The 16,166-nt window shown below is 67.1% G+C and carries 14 protein-coding genes; 9 read left to right on the plus strand and 5 right to left on the minus strand.

Going from position 1 to position 16,166, the window contains the following annotated elements:
• Positions 1-72: 72 nt before the first annotated feature.
• From NN4_RS25605 to NN4_RS25615, 3 genes are all read right to left on the minus strand, one after another.
• Positions 73-1,248 carry an alpha/beta hydrolase family protein gene (locus tag NN4_RS25605; RefSeq protein WP_147136372.1) on the minus strand — a complete coding sequence of 392 codons (1,176 nt, stop codon included), beginning with the start codon at positions 1,246-1,248 and terminating at the stop codon, positions 73-75.
• Between the two features lie 171 nt (positions 1,249-1,419).
• Positions 1,420-2,673: a threonine--tRNA ligase gene (gene thrS / locus NN4_RS25610; RefSeq protein ID WP_147136375.1), complete on the minus strand. Its 1,254-nt coding sequence runs from the start codon at positions 2,671-2,673 to the stop codon at positions 1,420-1,422.
• Positions 2,674-2,972: 299 nt separating this feature from the next.
• Complete coding sequence (locus NN4_RS25615; RefSeq protein ID WP_147136378.1) at positions 2,973-3,503, minus strand: YybH family protein; 531 nt, start codon at positions 3,501-3,503, stop codon at positions 2,973-2,975.
• Positions 3,504-3,753: 250 nt separating this feature from the next.
• Here NN4_RS25615 and NN4_RS25620 point away from each other — a divergent pair, with 250 nt between their 5' ends.
• From NN4_RS25620 to NN4_RS25655, 8 genes are all read left to right on the plus strand, one after another.
• A complete protein-coding gene (locus NN4_RS25620) occupies positions 3,754-4,128 on the plus strand; it encodes a DUF4186 domain-containing protein (RefSeq protein WP_147136381.1) in 375 nt (124 codons plus the stop codon).
• Positions 4,129-4,272: 144 nt separating this feature from the next.
• Positions 4,273-5,259, plus strand: a complete 987-nt coding sequence (locus NN4_RS25625; RefSeq protein ID WP_246181077.1) for a winged helix-turn-helix transcriptional regulator — start codon at positions 4,273-4,275, stop codon at positions 5,257-5,259.
• A 77-nt stretch (positions 5,260-5,336) separates the two neighbouring features.
• Positions 5,337-6,797 (plus strand): carotenoid oxygenase family protein, encoded by a 1,461-nt coding sequence (locus NN4_RS25630; protein WP_147136384.1) that lies wholly within the window; start codon positions 5,337-5,339, stop codon positions 6,795-6,797.
• Positions 6,794-7,783 carry an LLM class F420-dependent oxidoreductase gene (locus tag NN4_RS25635; RefSeq protein ID WP_222595162.1) on the plus strand — a complete coding sequence of 330 codons (990 nt, stop codon included), beginning with the start codon at positions 6,794-6,796 and terminating at the stop codon, positions 7,781-7,783. The genes NN4_RS25630 and NN4_RS25635 overlap by 4 nt, the downstream gene beginning before the upstream one ends.
• Positions 7,776-8,960: a thiolase family protein gene (locus NN4_RS25640; RefSeq protein ID WP_147136387.1), complete on the plus strand. Its 1,185-nt coding sequence runs from the start codon at positions 7,776-7,778 to the stop codon at positions 8,958-8,960. The genes NN4_RS25635 and NN4_RS25640 overlap by 8 nt, the downstream gene beginning before the upstream one ends.
• Positions 8,961-8,971: 11 nt before the next feature.
• A complete protein-coding gene (locus tag NN4_RS25645) occupies positions 8,972-10,807 on the plus strand; it encodes a class I adenylate-forming enzyme family protein (RefSeq protein WP_147136389.1) in 1,836 nt (611 codons plus the stop codon).
• Between the two features lie 46 nt (positions 10,808-10,853).
• Positions 10,854-12,092 carry an acetyl-CoA acetyltransferase gene (locus tag NN4_RS25650; RefSeq protein WP_147136392.1) on the plus strand — a complete coding sequence of 413 codons (1,239 nt, stop codon included), beginning with the start codon at positions 10,854-10,856 and terminating at the stop codon, positions 12,090-12,092.
• A 285-nt stretch (positions 12,093-12,377) separates the two neighbouring features.
• Complete coding sequence (locus tag NN4_RS25655; RefSeq protein ID WP_147136395.1) at positions 12,378-14,057, plus strand: hypothetical protein; 1,680 nt, start codon at positions 12,378-12,380, stop codon at positions 14,055-14,057.
• A 24-nt stretch (positions 14,058-14,081) separates the two neighbouring features.
• On the opposite strand, the gene NN4_RS25660 is transcribed toward NN4_RS25655, so the two are convergent.
• Positions 14,082-14,996: a MerR family transcriptional regulator gene (locus NN4_RS25660; RefSeq protein WP_222595163.1), complete on the minus strand. Its 915-nt coding sequence runs from the start codon at positions 14,994-14,996 to the stop codon at positions 14,082-14,084.
• 68 nt (positions 14,997-15,064) lie between these two features.
• Between NN4_RS25660 and NN4_RS25665 the strand changes: the two genes are divergently transcribed.
• Positions 15,065-15,718: a maleylpyruvate isomerase family mycothiol-dependent enzyme gene (locus NN4_RS25665; RefSeq protein ID WP_147136398.1), complete on the plus strand. Its 654-nt coding sequence runs from the start codon at positions 15,065-15,067 to the stop codon at positions 15,716-15,718.
• 64 nt (positions 15,719-15,782) lie between these two features.
• Here the strand turns inward: NN4_RS25665 and NN4_RS25670 are convergent, their stop codons facing one another.
• On the minus strand, positions 15,783-16,154 hold the full coding sequence (locus NN4_RS25670) for a helix-turn-helix domain-containing protein (protein ID WP_147136401.1): 372 nt from the start codon (positions 16,152-16,154) through the stop codon (positions 15,783-15,785).
• Between the last annotated feature and the right edge of the window lie 12 nt (positions 16,155-16,166).

Raw genomic sequence — 16,166 nt, forward strand, 5'->3', positions numbered from 1 at the left:
CCCGTCTACGCCGACGCATGATGCGCACACCCTGCTGAGGCAGGGCGCGGACGCCCTGCGCAGCGGGCGTGGTCAGGGGTGCGGATAGACCCCGGGTTGCGCGAGGCGTCCGAGTGCTTCGGCGATATCGCCGTCGGTTCGGCCGAATGCCAGATCGAAGTACGTGCTCAGGTAGGTGCGTTGGAGCGCGATCGACCGGTCCGGGTCGACGCTACCGACGGTTGATTCGGTGGTGGCTGCCGGCAACAGCCCGGCAGCGCAGAGCTGGGGCAGAACGACTTGTACGTCGTTGAAGGACATGTGTTCGGTGCCCGAGAGACGCAGTGGAAGCTTTACGCCGATGTTGTTGGGCCACAGGGGTTCCCAGTTTTCCCGGTTGAGCCAGCGCGGGTTGTCGTTGCCAAGCATCAGCAGTGGCCGGTCCAGGCCGTCGGCGACGACGGACCCCAGCAGGGGACCGTCCAAATTCACCCCTGCGCGGATGCGCGGGTCATCGTGCATCGTTTGGGCGGTGGTGGCGCCACCGAGGGAATGGCCGAACATTCCGATCTTCGACAGATCGAGAATGCCGGCCAGGTCCACAGTTCCGCGGTGGTCACCACTCGCAGAATGTCCGGACGCGATATCGGCAAGCTGGTCGACTACGAATCGGGTGTCGGCTACGCGGACCGGCAGAAGAACGTCGCTCAGTACCTCCGGTGGCGAGTCCAGCGGTACGACGGTCCGTTCGGTGCGCCCGTCGGGGAACTGCACGGCGAAGGCTTCATAGGTGTGGTTGATCGTCGCGACGATGTAGCCGTGGCTGGCGAGATCTTCGGCCTGGGCGGTGTTCAGTCCGGCCGGGTCGTCCATCCCGGGCGAGAACAGCAGGATCGGGAACGGGCCGTCAGCTGCGCGAACGGGCGCGTCCTCGCGGCTGTGGCTCGGCCCGAGGGCCCAGTCGCCCGAAGGAATGCCCTGCCCCGTGAGATCACTCGTCAGCAGTTCCAGACCACCAGGCGTTGTCCACGGCGCGGTGGATATGGGGTCGGAATCCATTGCCGGATACCAAATCTGGACCATCAGTTCCCGTGGACGATCGTGGTTCCAAGGGTCTGGGCGACCGCGATCGATCAGGTGCACGTCGGTGACGCCGACAGGCAGGTCACCGGTGGGCTCGGGCAGCGCGACCGTCACCAGCGGCTTCGCTTCTGGAGCCGCGGTCGCATGGCCGGTGTTCGCCGCTACCGCGATCGATACCGTGGTCAACGCAATGGCACACCAGCGCAGCGTATTCGAATGGATGACGACCCCCTACGAAGTGTTTCTGCATGGAACATTACAAGGTCGTTGAACACGCGGAGCCGCAGCGGACGTAACTGGCGCGGTGAAGAGTCCGAGATGCCGGTGGGTTCTCGTCGGCCACCGGCGCCCGGGGGGTTACTCGGACCACAACCTGGTGTCGCGGCTTTCGATCAATGCGCGAATACGTGCCACTGCGGCGTGCATCGGTTGGGCAGGCAAACGGCGTCCATCTCGCAGCCGGACGGCCACTTCGCCGTTGCTGGTCTCGGCGGGGCCGAGGATGAGCTGGTATGGCACGAGCCGGGTTTCGCGCACCCGGGCGGCCAGGCTTCCTGCTTCCGCGTCTATCAGTTGCACGCGTAAACCGGCTGCGAGGCAACGATCACGAAGATCGATAGCCGCGGACCTCTCAGCCTCGTGTATCGGCAATACCGCTACCTGCAGTGGGGCAAGCCAGGCGGGAAAGGCGCCGCCATGCTGCTCGATCAGGTGGGCAACGGCACGCTCGACACTGCCGATGATGCTGCGGTGCACCATGACCGGCCGATGCTTCGCGCCATCGGCGCCGGTGTAGCTCAGATCGAACTGCTCGGGCTGGTAGAAGTCGACCTGAATGGTGGACAGAGTCGATTCGCGACCGGCGTGATCGCTCACCTGGACATCTATTTTCGGGCCGTAGAACGCGGCCTCACCTTCGACGGCTTCGTAGGGCACGCCGGATCGGTCGAGTACCTCGCACAGGATCTTGCTCGCTTGCTGCCACATATCCGGCGCCGCAACATATTTCCCGCTCGCGCCGGGAAGCGACAGTCGGTAGCGCTCGGTGCTGATCCCCATCGCCCGGTACGCCGAGCCGATCAACGCCAGCGCGCCGGCGACCTCCTCGGCAACCTGATCGAGAGTGCAGAAGATGTGCGCATCGTTGAGCTGGATGCAGCGGACCCGAGTCAAACCACCGAGCACACCGGATAATTCGGAACGGTACATCGCGCCGAGCTCAGCCATTCGCAGCGGGAGCTCACGGTAACTGTGCGAGCGTGCCCGATACATCAGCGCGTGATGCGGGCACAGGCTGGGGCGTAGCACCATCTGCTCACCACCGAGGTCCATTGCCGGGTACATGTCGTCGCGGTAATGCGCCCAGTGCCCGGAGATTTCATACAGTTCACGTTTGCCCAGGACCGGCGAGTACACATGCTGATAACCCGCCTGTCGTTCCACGGTGCGGATGTACTCCTCGAGGCTGTGGCGCACGATCGCGCCGGCGGGTAACCAGTACGGCAGCCCGGCCCCGATCAACGGGTCGGTATCGAACAGGCCGAGTTCCCGGCCCAATTTTCGGTGGTCGTGCATGCGGGTCTCCTCCTGCGAAAGGGCGGATGAGCGCACGGAAAAGCCCCGGGCATCCGCCCGGGGCTTTGATCAGAACGTAGTTCAGCGCGCCGGGACGTCGTCCGGCGTCGTCGTGAATTGAGCGCGCTGCATGCCCAGCACGCTACACCCGCCTGCTGTTTCGCGACAACGCATAATCGGCTCCTACAGCAAGACCGCACGTTGCCGCGGACAGACCGAACCGCGGCCGATGACTCTTCTCGATCGACCGGCTCCCGTTCGGCCACACTGCGTTTCACCACGGCCGCTCGACGGAGGGCGTCGGGGGTGAGGTGTTGAAGCAGCGGATGGAGGTGTCACGCCGGCTTTTTCATCGCCCCACGCCGCAAGCCGAGACGTGTACGCAAGCTGCTTGCGACCAGCCCGAATATCGAACGGCCACCGCCCCGCGCAGGCGCATCCTTCTCGGAGGCGAACCAGATTTGAAAGTTCGCCGGGTTGATCGGAAGCGAGATGTGTTCGTGCGTAATGGCCCAGGTGCCATTCAACCGTCGCAGACAGACCGTCTCTCGCACCCATATCGGCAACTCGATCCCGCCTCGGCGCTTTCCCGAGTCCAGATGAAGCATGTTGGCGAAGGCTGTGTCATCGGTGGCGACTATGGTCAGGTCGTGCGTTTCCAAGCCGATGGGGCCGACGTACCCGTCGAACCACCGCAAGAAATTGCGACGCACCTCATCGGCCCCGGTGAAACGCAAGGGTGCTACGGCGTCGTAGTAGATGATGTCGGGTGAATAGAACGATATGAGCAGATCGATGTCCCTCGACCGCTGCGCATCGGTGCGGCGCTCCAGGAACGCCCTGATCTGAGCTTCATTCGAGGTCATCGTGTCTCCGTTCGGGATTGCCGGCCGCAAGCCGGTCACCCGGCAGCCGACCTTGTGCTTTCGGTAATCCGACGATGCAGCCAGCGAAAATGTGAGGCGCTGTGTGCCGGTCTTCTCACCGTCGAGCAGGGGGCTGCGGTTCTGGTGCGGATGGCCTCAGGCTGGTGGTGGTCTCGACTGATAGCGTCTGTTTCGTGACTATCAGGGCGACGCTGGTCGGTTCTGGGCGGCGCTCGAAGATCTCAGACCTATGACGGACGAACTCGACGACCGACTGGACCGGATCGGCCAGCACCATTTTCGTGCGAAGTTCCGGTTGCGCGGACGGGACCGCGCGGTGGTCGACCTGCGTGGGATCAACACTGTTCGCAAGCACGCCGAGGACCTGATCGCCCGCAGGCTGGCCCCGGCCGAACCGCTCAACGATGGTCGGCAGACGCCCTATCGCGGACATCCCGTCTTCGTCGCCCAGCACGCCACCGCGACGTGCTGCCGCACCTGTCTTGCGCGCTGGCACGGTATTCCGGCCGGGCACGCGCTGGACGACGCCGAGCGGGCTTACGTCGTGGAAGCGATCTGCCGGTGGATCGTGAAGCAGTACGCACCCAACCAACCGCCTCCGTGACTGGCGCGCAGGACAGCGGTCGGCCGGTCCGGGCGACGGCGCGCGTGTGGGTCGCCCTTCGGCAGGGGCTTCGCCGGCGGGTACACCGCGATTCGCTCGTTTGTGCATTCGCTGCCAGCAATAGGCTCTACTACAGTTAATGAAGTGCGAATTTTCGACGGAAATGTGGAGGTGCAGGGGCGAATGGCGGATGAGCCGATCGACTCCGGGCGACCCGTCCCGCACCCTGTCGCGGCGACCTTCGACTTGCTCGGCGACCGCTTGACGCTGACGATCCTGCGCCACGCCTTCGTCAACCGCACCAGCCGGTTCAACCAGTGGATCGAGCGCACCGGATCCCCGCCTGCCGTACTCACCGCGCGGCTCGCGGCCCTCGTCGACGCGGGTGTTTTCATCCGCACCCCGCAGGTCGGGGCCTCGGACAGATTCGACTATCTGCTGACCGAACTGGGCCGCGCGACTTGGGAAATCCTCGTCTCCATCTGGGGCTGGCAGCGCGAATGGACCGCCGAGGGCGCGCTGCACCCCGACTTGGTGCACGACGCGTGCGGTCACCGGGGACCGCCGGTGCTGATGTGCCGAACCTGCGGGCGCACGGTGACGCCGCGCGACACCGATGTCGAGCTCGGCGACGATGCGTTGGGGCGCTTCACCTCCAGCGGCAGGCGCCGCGCCCGCGCCCCCGTTTCCGCGCGGAGCGATATGCAATTCGACGAGGTCATGGCCGCGATCGGCGATCGATGGAGCGCCACCGTGACCGGTCTGGCGTTAGCCGGCATGCGCCGATTCGGCGACTTCCGTACGGCCATGAACATGTCACCGACCACGTTGACCGAGCGGCTCACTCGCCTGTGCGAAGCCGAGATCCTGTACCGATCCGGCGAAGGCGCGGGCCGCGAATATCGGCTGACTCCGCGTGGGCGCGCACTGTTCCCGATCTTCGCTTTCCTGCTGGCCTGGTCGGCGCGGGCGCATCCCGAGGCGCCCGAACCGGGCTTGCGTATCCGGCACCGCGCGTGCGGTTCGGACTTGGTGCCCGCGCTGCGCTGCCGCGGCTGCGACGCCCGGCTCGAACGCACCGACGTCCGGTTCGAACCGGTCTCGCAGGCCGTCCTCGACCGCCTCGCCTGACCTGCCCACCAGGCACTCTTGACACTCTCCTTTGAGACGCGTATCACTTCATTAACTGTAGTGGAGGGTAAAGCATCGTGACGCTCAAGGAAGAACTCATCGCGCCGGCCGCGCAAGCACTGACCAATCCGTATCTGGAAGGCATGTACGCGCCGACCGCCGCCGAGATCACCGCGACCGACCTCGCCGTCCTGCACGGCGAACTCCCCGCCGACCTCGACGGCGTCTACGTGCGCAACGGCCCCAACCCGCAGTTCGCACCCATCGGTCGCTACCACTGGTTCGACGGCGACGGCATGTTGCACGCGGTGCACTTCGAGAACGGCAAGGCCACCTATCGCAATCGCTACATCCGCACCACCGAGTTCGAGGCCGAGCGCGCGGCGGGAACGGCGTTGTGGCGCGGGGTGATCGAGCCGTGGGACGACAACCCGCCGGGCGACCGCAGGGAGCGCAACTCCGCCAACACCGACGTCGTCTTCCACCACGGCAACCTGCTCTCGCTGTGGTACCGCGCGGGCAAACCCTATGCGCTGGACCCGATCAGCCTGGAGACCCGCGGCGTCGACACCTTCGGCGGCACGCTGCCCGGCGAGGTCTCCGCGCACGCCAAGGTCGACGAGCGCACCGAGGAGTTCATCTTCTTCGACTACGGCATCCACTCGCCGTACCTGCGCTACGGCGTCGCAGACCCGTCCGGCACGGTCACCCACTACACCGGGCTCGAGCTGCCAGGACCGCGGCTGCCGCACGACATGGCGATCACCGAGAACTACTCGATCCTGATGGACCTGCCGCTCTACAACGACCCGAGGGCCGCCGCGGCGGGCCGGTTCAAGCTGTTCTTCGACCGCACGCTGCCCAGCCGTTTCGCGGTGCTGCCCCGCCGCGGCGACGGCACGCAGGTGCGCTGGTTCGAGGCCGCGCCCGGCTACATCTATCACACGGTCAACGCGTGGGAGGACGGCGACGAGATCGTCATGGTGGTGTGCCGGGTCTCGAAGCCGAGCCCGGTATCCGATCGCGCGAACCCCCTCGCACAACTGCTCGCCTACCTGCGGCCCGAGGCGAAATTGCACAAGTACCGCTTCAACTTACGCACCGGCGCCACCCTCGAAGAGGTGATGGACGACGTCAACACCGAGTTCCCGGCCATCGACCAGGGCAGCACCGGGCAACGCGGCCGCTGGTCGTATCAGATGCGGCTGTCGGTGGACAGCACCATGCTCTTCGACGCGGTGATCAAGTACGACCTGCGCACCGGCGCCAAGCAGACCCAGCCGTTCGGCGACGGCATCTTCGGCAGCGAGCTCGCCGTGGTGCCCCGACCGGACGCGCGCGACGAGGACGACGCCTGGCTGACCATGTTCGCCTTCAACAGCCACACCCAGCTGTCGGAGGTATGGATCTACGACGCCGCCGACCTCGCCGTGGGTCCACTGTGCCGCCTGGGCTTGCCGACTCGCGTGCCCCTCGGTTTCCACGCCACCTGGGTCAGCGGTGACCGGATGCGCGCCGCCGCGCAAACGGCCGAGTGAGCGCCGACCGGCACCGGTTGAGCGTGAGCCTGCCGTACTGGCAGGACCGCGATCCGCTGGATGCCCTGGCCGTCGCCGAAGCAGCCGAGAAGTTCGGTTACCACCGGCTGTGGATCGGGGAGATGGCGACCTTCGATGCCTTCGCGCTGGCCACCGCTATCGGTATGGCGCCCGCACGAATCCCCCTGTGTCTCGGCCCTTTTGCTGTCGATGTCCGCAGTCCTGCCACGGTTGCGATGGGTGTGGCGAGTGTGGCCGCGCTCAGCGGTCGTTCTGTCGATGTCGCTATAGGAAGTTCGAGCACCGTGGTCGTGAGCGGCTGGCATGGCCGCGAAAGAAGCCGTACCGCAGTACATCTGGAGGACTCGGCGCGCATCCTGCGCGGGTTGCTCGCGGGTGAGAAGGTCGAATTCGAAGGAGCGGTGGAGCGCATCAAGGGCTACCGGCTCCGGCTCGCGCCGCCGCACTCCTCGATCGCCGTGGCCGCCTTCGGCGCTCGTGCGCTGGCTGCCGCCGCCCGTACCGCCGATAGTGTGGTGCTGAATCTGGTTACGCCGGAACAGGTGTCGCGTTGTACCGAACTGGTGCGAGCGGCCGCCGCCGCCGCGGGCCTACCGAGTCCAGCGATCTCGGTGTGGGTCACCGCCGCCGCGGACCCGACCGCCGACATGCGCGCCACCGTGCGCCGCGGTGTCGTGGGCTATCTGCGGGCGCCCGGATATGACGCCATGTTCGAGGAGGCGGGCTTCGGTGAGGTGGTACGGCTGGCGCACAGTGGTGCACACCCGCGCGATGTCCTGGCCGCTGTGCCCGACGAATTGCCCGCTGCCGTAGGCATGTTCGGCGATGCTGCCGCATTGGGCGGCCGCCTCGACGCGTATCGCCGCGCGGGTGCCGACGAGATCGTCGTCGTGCCTACCACTTCGGCCGAGGATCCCGCCGGTCACCACACGCTCGAAACTCTCGCGAGGATCGACCATGAATGACTCCTACATTTACGACGCCGTCCGGCTGCCCCGGGCGCGAGTTCGTAAAGCAGGCGGCACGCTCGCCGAGATTCCGCCGTACGAGCTGTTCGGACAACTGCTCAGCGCCCTCGAAAGTCGCTCGCTCAGTGTGGATTCCGTCGACGACATCCTGGTGGGAATCAGCACGACGGTAGGGGAGCAGGGCGGAAACCTGGCCCGTGCCGCGGCCCTGTGGGCCGGCTGGCCGGACCGAGTGCCCGGCGGCGTCGTCTCGCGGCTGTGCTGTTCCGGACTCGACGCCATCGAGAGCGCCGCTGCCCGGGTCGCCGCGGGCTATGCGGACGTCATCGTCGCGGGCGGGGTGGAGTCGATGTCCCGGGTACCGATGCTGTCGGATCGTCCGGCCATCGCCACCGACACCGACCTCGGTGAACGCACCGGCTTCGTGACCATAGGCGTGTCCGCCGACCTCACCGCCGCCTCCTACGGCATCACCCGCGCCGAACTCGACGCCTACGCGGTGCGCTCGCACCAGAAAGCAACCGCCGCATCGACTTCCGCGTCCATAGTGCCGGTACGCAAGGGCGGCACCGTGCTGCTCGACGCGGACGAGGGTGCTCGGCCGGACGCGAGCATCGCCGCTTTCGCCGCACTACCAGCCCTGTTCGGAGACGACCCGGCCTGGGAGCGGGTAGCCCGCCGCCTGCCCGATTCTCCGCGCCCGGCAGCCGGCCTGCACACGATCGCGACCGCGCCACAGCTCGCCGACGGTGCGTCCGCGGTGGTCGTGGGAAGCGTCCGCGCGGCACGGCTGCTCGGTCGGCGGCCGATCGCGAGGATCGTCGGCACCGCACAGACCGCCGTGCGCTCACCACTGCTGACCGCCCCGGCCGCCGCGGCACGGACAGCACTCGCGCGCGCAGGCCTCACCGCCGCCGACCTGGACGTGGTGGAGGCCAACGAATCCTTCGCCGTCACACCGATTCTGCTCGCCAGAGAGCTCGATCTCGACGAAGACCTGGTCAACCCGACCGGTGGCGCACTCGCCGTCGGCCACCCCCTCGGCGCGACCGGCGGCAACCTGATCGTCCAAGCCCTCGACGCACTGACGCGCACGGGCGGCGAACACGCGCTGATCACCATCCCCGCAGCCCTCGGGCTGGGCTCCGCGGTGGTGCTGCGGCGTCTCGAATGAAGGAACACCCCATGGCTGAATCACCCATCCCCGCAGCAGATGTCGCTGGCGCCGACTCCACCACCACTGCGATCAACTCCATTGCCCCCGCAAGCTCCGTTGCCTCCGCAAACTCCACTGTCGCAGGTGGTTCCATTGCCGCAAGGGCGAATGTCCGTACCTGCCACCCCGAAGACCGGGTGCGCCAGTATCTCGATCGAGGGTGGTGGCAGCCCGACACGCTGCCGGAGCTTTTGCAGCGTCGGATCGAGGCGGCACCGGACGCACCTGCCGTCACCGATCCCGCCAACCTCGCCGCGTTGACCGGTGCGGAACCGCGAACGCTGTCCTGGCGCGAACTCGACGAGCACATCCTCGATCTCGCGGCGGTGCTGTACCGCAACGGCATTCGGCAAGGGGACACCGTCGCGGTTCTGTTGCCGAATTCGATCGCGTTGACGGCCACCTATTTCGCGCTGTGGCGGCTCGGCGCGGTCGCGACACCCATGCCAGCTTCCTATCGTCGTCATGAACTGTCCGGCATTGTTTCCGCCGCCGACGCGACGGCGATCATTACGGCGGGTCAGCTGTCCGGGCGCGAACTCGCCTGCGAGGCAATGGAAGTGGTGGGCAACGAGGGCGCCCTCTTCGCCTTCGGACCTGGCGTGCCGGACGGTGCGGTCCTGCTGGACGAACCCGCCGACACCGCCGATCGGGAGCGGCTACGGCGCTACGTCAGCGGACTGACGGTTTCGGTGAACGACCGCGTAACCATCTGCTGGACCAGCGGAACAGAAGCCGCACCCAAGGGAATTCCCCGCTGCCACGGCGACTGGCTCGCCATGGCCTGGGGTGTGCAGGACGGGCTGCACCTAACTCCGGAGTCGGTGCTGCTCAACCCGTTCCCCATGGTCAACATGGCGGGCTTCGCCGCATCCTTCCTGCCGTGGCTGCTCACCGGCGGACACCTGGTGCAGCACCACCCGCTGGACCTACCGGTCTTCCTCGGACAGATCGCGCGGCACCGGGTGACGCACACCAGCATGCCGCCCGCACTGTTGACGATGCTGCTGCACAACGAAACTCTGCGTGCCTCGGCCGACCTGTCGTCACTGCGGCGAGTCGGGTCCGGTGGCGCACCGCTGCCACCGAGCGTGGTGCGCGGCTGGCAGGACGAGCTGGGCATCGAGGTGCTCAACTTCTTCGGTTCCAACGAAGGCGTATGCCTGCTCGGCGCGCCCGTCGACTTCCCCGATCCGGAGATCCGCGCGCAGTACCTGCCGCGCTACGGCGCGCCCGGCGTGCAGTGGGCTTCCCGTCTCGCCGACCGGACGGCGGTGAAGCTCGTCGACGTCGGCACCGGCGCGACGGTCACCGAAGTCGGTGGGACCGGCGAACTCCGGCTCGCGGGCCCCGCCGTGTTCGGCGGCTACCTGCCCGGCACCGCCTCGGCCGAACCGTTCGACGACGACGGATTCCTCTGCAGCGGAGACGTATTCGAGCTGTGCGGCCCAGACGGCCGATACCTGCGTTTCGTGGACCGGATCAAGGAGATCATCATCCGCGGCGGCATGAACATCGCCCCGGCCGAGATCGAGGGCCTCCTTGCCGACGCGCCCGGCGTAGCCGACGTCGCCGTGGTCGGCTACCCGGACCAGGTGCTCGGCGAAAAGTGTTGCGCGTTCGTAGTTCCCGCGCCCGACGCGACCGTGACGCTGGACGTTTTGACCGAGCACCTACGCGCCCGCGAGGTGGCCTCCTTCAAATTGCCCGAACGACTGGAGATCGTCGAGACCTTGCCTCGCAACCCGGTCGGCAAGCTGCTGCGCCGCGAGCTTCGATCGACATTGACCGGCGACCAGCTTTGAACGAGATCAAACAAGCACCGTTCAGCCGAGACATACAGGAGTTCCCATGTCCACCAGCACCATTCACCTGCTAGGCGGCAGCCAAACCGATTTCGCCGTCAACTGGCACCGCGACGGCAAGGGCTTCGACGCACTGGTGGGAACCGTAGTCGGCCAAGCCCTCACGACCACGAACATCGCACCGGACGAGATCGGCGTGATCCACGTCGGTAACGCGTTCGGGCAGTTGTTCACCGGCCAGGGGCAGCTCGGCGGTATGCCCGCCACGGTCATCCCCGAACTGTGGGGCGTACCGGCGGGCAGGCACGAAGCAGCCTGCGCCTCCGGCAGTATGGCGCTGCTGGCCGCAATGACCGACCTCGAATCCGGTCGCTACGACTGCGCCCTGGTGATCGGTGCGGAGCTGGAGAAGACCGTGCCCGGTGACGTGGCGGCAGGCTACCTCGGTGCCGCCGCCTGGGTCGGTCACGAGGCGCAGGACACGAAGTTCGTGTGGCCCACCATGTTCGCCGAGCTGGCCGACGAATACGACCGCCGCTACGGCCTCGACGACACCCACCTGCGCGCGATCAGCGAACTCAATATCGCCAACGCCCGCACCAACCCGCTGGCACAGACCAGGAATTGGACCTTCACCCCGGACAGCTTCGGCACCGACGACACCGCGAACCCGCCGGTGGCCGGTCGACTCCGCCGCCAGGATTGCAGTCAGATGACCGACGGTGCGGCCGCCGTGGTCCTGGTCTCGGATCGATTCCTGGCGCGGCGCAGCGACTTACGGCCCGAGGGTCGCGCAGTGATCAGTGGTTGGGGACATCGCACCGCGGGCCTGCCACTGGCGCAAAAGATACGAGCCAGCGCCGACGACCCCTACGTCTTTCCCCATGTGCGCCGGACAATGCTCGACGCACTCGGCCGTGCCGGCCTGCCCGATATCGACGCGGTGGACGGGGTGGAGGTGCACGACTGCTTCTCCATGTCCGAGTACATGGCGATAGACCACCTCGGCATCACCGGCCCTGGGGAGAGCTGGAAAGCCGTGGCAGGCGGCGATATAACGCGTGACGGCCGGATACCGGTCAATCCTGGTGGCGGATTGATCGGCGGTGGCCATCCCGTGGGAGCGACGGGTGTACGAATGGTGCTCGATGCCTATAAACAGGTCACCGGGCAGGCAGGAGCCTATCAAGTGCCGGATGCCCGTCGGTTCGCCACCCTCAACATCGGTGGGAGCGCCACCACCGCAGCGAGTTTCATTGTGGAGAGCCGGACGAACCGGTCATAGTGAAGTCGGCCCTTTCCTGATCTCGTCGTATTCGCCGACGGTGCAAAGACACTCGGCGCGCAGTGACCGCCGCCGCACGGCTGCCACCTGGTCGATCGCCGGCAACACAGCGGTTGCGAATCGTCGTGCCTGTTCTATGATCATCCGGGAAACACCGCGGCGGCACGCCGCATTCACCCGGCAAATCGACGGTTTTCGCTGGCAACGGTGCGTCGCGGGCGAATGCGATGTAGCCTTCCCACGCGTGATCACTTGTCTGCCATCGAATCTCCTCCTGGAGCCGAAATGACCATCCAGCATCCCATTGAGGACGAGGTCACACAGCTGGCGAGGCGGGTCGAGAAGGCCCGCGGCCGGCTGGCATACCAATTCGATCCCGCGTTGACCGAAGCGCTCTCCGAGGAAGAGCTGCTGGCCGAACGCGAGCTAGCCGAGAAGATTCGCGGGCAAGACCGTGGCCAGCGCTGGAAAGAGGCTCAAGCCGCCGCATCGGCGGCCGACCGCGCCAGGCAGACCACCGAAGCGATCGAGAAGGCCGACATGCGAGATCTACTGGTGGCCCGCAAGGCAATTGCTGCGCAGCGCCGTGAGTCGAGCCCGCATGCCAAACTCGCCTCGCTGTACCGGCATCGGGCCTGGTCGCTGCGTGCGCTGGCCGGTGTCGTCGGCGCGGGCATGCTGTGGTCCGCGGTGAACGTCCAGCACAACATCGCGCCCGGCGGCCCCGGCGACCCGCTGTACTGGTTCAGCTACCTGCTGGAAGCGATGATCAGCGTCTGCCTGATCATCATCATGATCGGCACCAACAAGGTGGCCGAGTGGGGTGTCGTCGACAACCGCAAGCAGGTCGTCGCCGCCGAGGTCGCGCTGCTGTCGCTGACCGTCACCCTGAACACCTACCCGTATCTGCGTGCGGAGCACTGGTACGACGCCGCCGTGCACGCCGTCGCGCCGGTGATGATCGGTGTCGCGCTGCTCATCCACGACGCCGCGAGCGCTCGCTACGGGCTCGCCATCCACCGCGCCACTGACCAGGTCCGGGATCTGCCCGACCCGGCCGAGCAGATCCGCCGCACGCTGCCCGCGATCGCCAGCTACCGGCTGCGCCGCTCGGCGGCGGAGGTGATGGCGTCCAACTCCATCGCCGAACTGACCGTCGAGGCCGAACCGGACCCGCTCGCGGAACTGGGCGCCGGACCAACCGGTGATGCCGTGGAACCCGAGATCGAAACCGTCGTGGTCACCGACGAGGACGACGCGGCAACACCCGAGCCCGCCGCTCCCGTCCGCTCGGCGTTCCGTTCCGCCACCCCGCCGCCCTCGGCAAAGGTGGTGGCCGCCGCGACCCTCGGCAGCGACCTCGCCGACACCAAGGACATCCGCCCTGCGGCGAAGTCCGAAAACGGCTCCGCACCCAGCACTTCCGACCGCAAGCCCACGGTGCCGACCCCGGCGCCCGAAGAGCCCGCCGCGAAGAGCAAGCCCGCCACCCCCGTGAACGGCGAAAAGCGCGACACCGACAGCAAGCCCGCCACCCCGGTCAACGGCTCCAGCACGGCGACCAAGCCCGCCGCCGCGGCCCCTAGCCAGAAGTCGGCCACCCCGACCAAGGCCGCCGCACAGCAGCCCGCTCCGTCGAAGACCATCGCGACGCCGGCGAAGCCGAGCAAGCCCGCCGCCACCCCCGACAAACTCACCGTGAAGTCGGCGGAACGCCCGTCCGCGACCGCGCCGACCGCCGCCGTCAAGCGACCGGCCGCCCCGGCCGACGAAAAGCTCACCACCCCAGCCGATACCAAGCCCGGCAAAGACGCGCCCGCCATCCCCACCCCGGAAATCCACGACACCGGCCAATTCCGTATCGCCGAGATCCTCGAACAGGAGCTCGCCGAACTCCAGGCCGCCCGGCGCCGCGCCCGCACCAGCCGCAAGACGTCCACCCCCGCGGCGGGACGCGACCGCTGATCGGCCGAGGAAACCGTTGGAGCGCTAGATCGTTTGCCGCAGCGCGTCCGACAGCCAGTAGTGAATGGCGCCTGCCGTCGCCGCCGTGCCGGTGATCTCGGCGGTAAGGTGCCAGTAGCGGTGCAGCCGGGGATCGGAGTCTGCTGTGCCGGTGAGCAGTGCACGCCGGAACCGGGGAGTGTCTCGGTCACGGCGAGCTGCCGCGTGGGCGTGCACGTACTGGTCGAGCTCCGCTCCCGGACGCGGCCTTTCGCCGTTGGCGACCAGCGGGGCCACGATCTCGCAGACGTCGGCGACGGCCGTCGCCAACTGCCTGCGGTCATCGATCTTCCCGCGCTCCGATCGCCAGATCTGCTGCGTCATCGCCGTTTTGACGCGCGGATCGGTGGCGAGCGCGGTCAGCTCGGCGTAGACGACCAACCGATGCGGTGCGGGATCGCTCGGCAGCGTCGGCAGATTCATGTCGATGAACGAATCGAACTGCTCGCGGGGCAGCGGACCGAGAATGGGCCGCCAGAATGCGACGGCGCTATCGATGATCGAGCTCCGGTCGTGTACCGCGGCAAGCAGTTCCAGTCGACGTGCGTGTTCGCCGGGCGGCGCGCATTCGAGAGCGAACAGGGCCGCTCTGCGCCACCGGAGCGCGTCGAGCTCGGCATCGAGGGTGACGCGTTCGGCCGCCGCGACCGCACCGAGCGATTCGGCACCGTCGAGCACGCCGACAATCGCGGGCAGTGGCAGATCCAGCGCACGTAACCGGCGCACCAGCAGCAGCCGGTCCACTGCGGCGGGGGAGTCGAATATCCGATGCCCGCCGCCGGTCCGGCGATACTCCAGAATCCCGCTGTCGCAATAGAACCGGATCGTCCGCACGGGCACCCCGGTGCGGCGCGCCAACTCGCCGATACTCATCGCGGCAAGGTAGGTGTCCTCGGTCACATCGACTTGAACCTCCCCTCGGGTGGAGTTCCTACCGTAATGGAACTTCGAGTGAGAGGGACCGACCGATGAACCACCCCGAATCCATGACGACCGAGCAGATCTGGCACGCCGTCGCCGCCGAACGCGCGCGTGTGGCCGACTTGCTCGCCGACCGCGCCGCATCCGACTGGGACCACGGATCCCTGTGTGCGGGATGGCGAATTCGCGATGTCGTCGCACATCTGGTGCTGTCGACACGCGCGAATCTCGGCTGGATAGTGGTCAATCTGATCCGTGCCCGCGGCAATGTGCATCGGGGCTTGCGGGACAGTGCCATTCGCTACGCCGATCGCGTCGGCACCCGTCAGTTGCTCGCGGAACTCCGCGCCACCGCACCGTCCCGCTTCGTCCCGATCGGCACAGTCCCGGCCGACCGCCTGCTGGATGTGCTCGTGCATGCCCAAGATATCGCCATCCCGCTCGGCATCGTCCACGAGACGCCGTCCGTACCAGCCCGGTCGGCGTTGAATCGGGTATGGGAAACGGCCGACCGGTTCGGCATCGAAGAGCGACTGTCGGGCTATCGCCTCGTCGCGACCGACATCGAGTGGTCCACGGGCACTGGTGAACTCGTCCAGGGAACCGCAGGCGCGCTGCTCCTGCTAGCGACAGGCCGTGCCGCGGCAGCCGCACTGCTGACTGGCCCGGGTGTCGCCACCTTGACCGCGAACGGGGCATGAACCGGGGGCGTCGACCACCGCCCCTGTCCGCGCATCAGCTCTTCGAACCTGTTGAGCGCAATGGCTAATGCGCGATATCGCGACCGGTGCCGGCCGCGTGCTGTCCGTTATTCCGGCGCAGTTCCGAGTTGATGCGCTGTGCTTCGGCGAGCTGGTCTTCGAGAATGATGATGCGGCAGGCCGCGTCGAGCGCGGTGCCCTGGTCGACCAATTCGCGGACCCTGGCGGCGATGCGCAGTTGGTAGCGGGAGTAGCGGCGGTGGCCGCCGTCGGAGCGTTGGGGGGTCAGGAGTTCGGCGGCGTCGAGTGCGCGCAGGAAGGCCTGGGTGACGCCGAGGGCGTCCGCGGCACTGCCCATGCTGTAGGCGGGATAGTCGTCGTCGTCCAGTTTGGCGCCGGGGTTGTCGGTTGCCGAGTCGGCGTGGGTCTGTTGCATGAATACCTATCT

It is taken from the genome of Nocardia ninae NBRC 108245, from assembly GCF_007990755.1.
In the GTDB taxonomy this organism is placed as follows: domain Bacteria; phylum Actinomycetota; class Actinomycetes; order Mycobacteriales; family Mycobacteriaceae; genus Nocardia; species Nocardia ninae.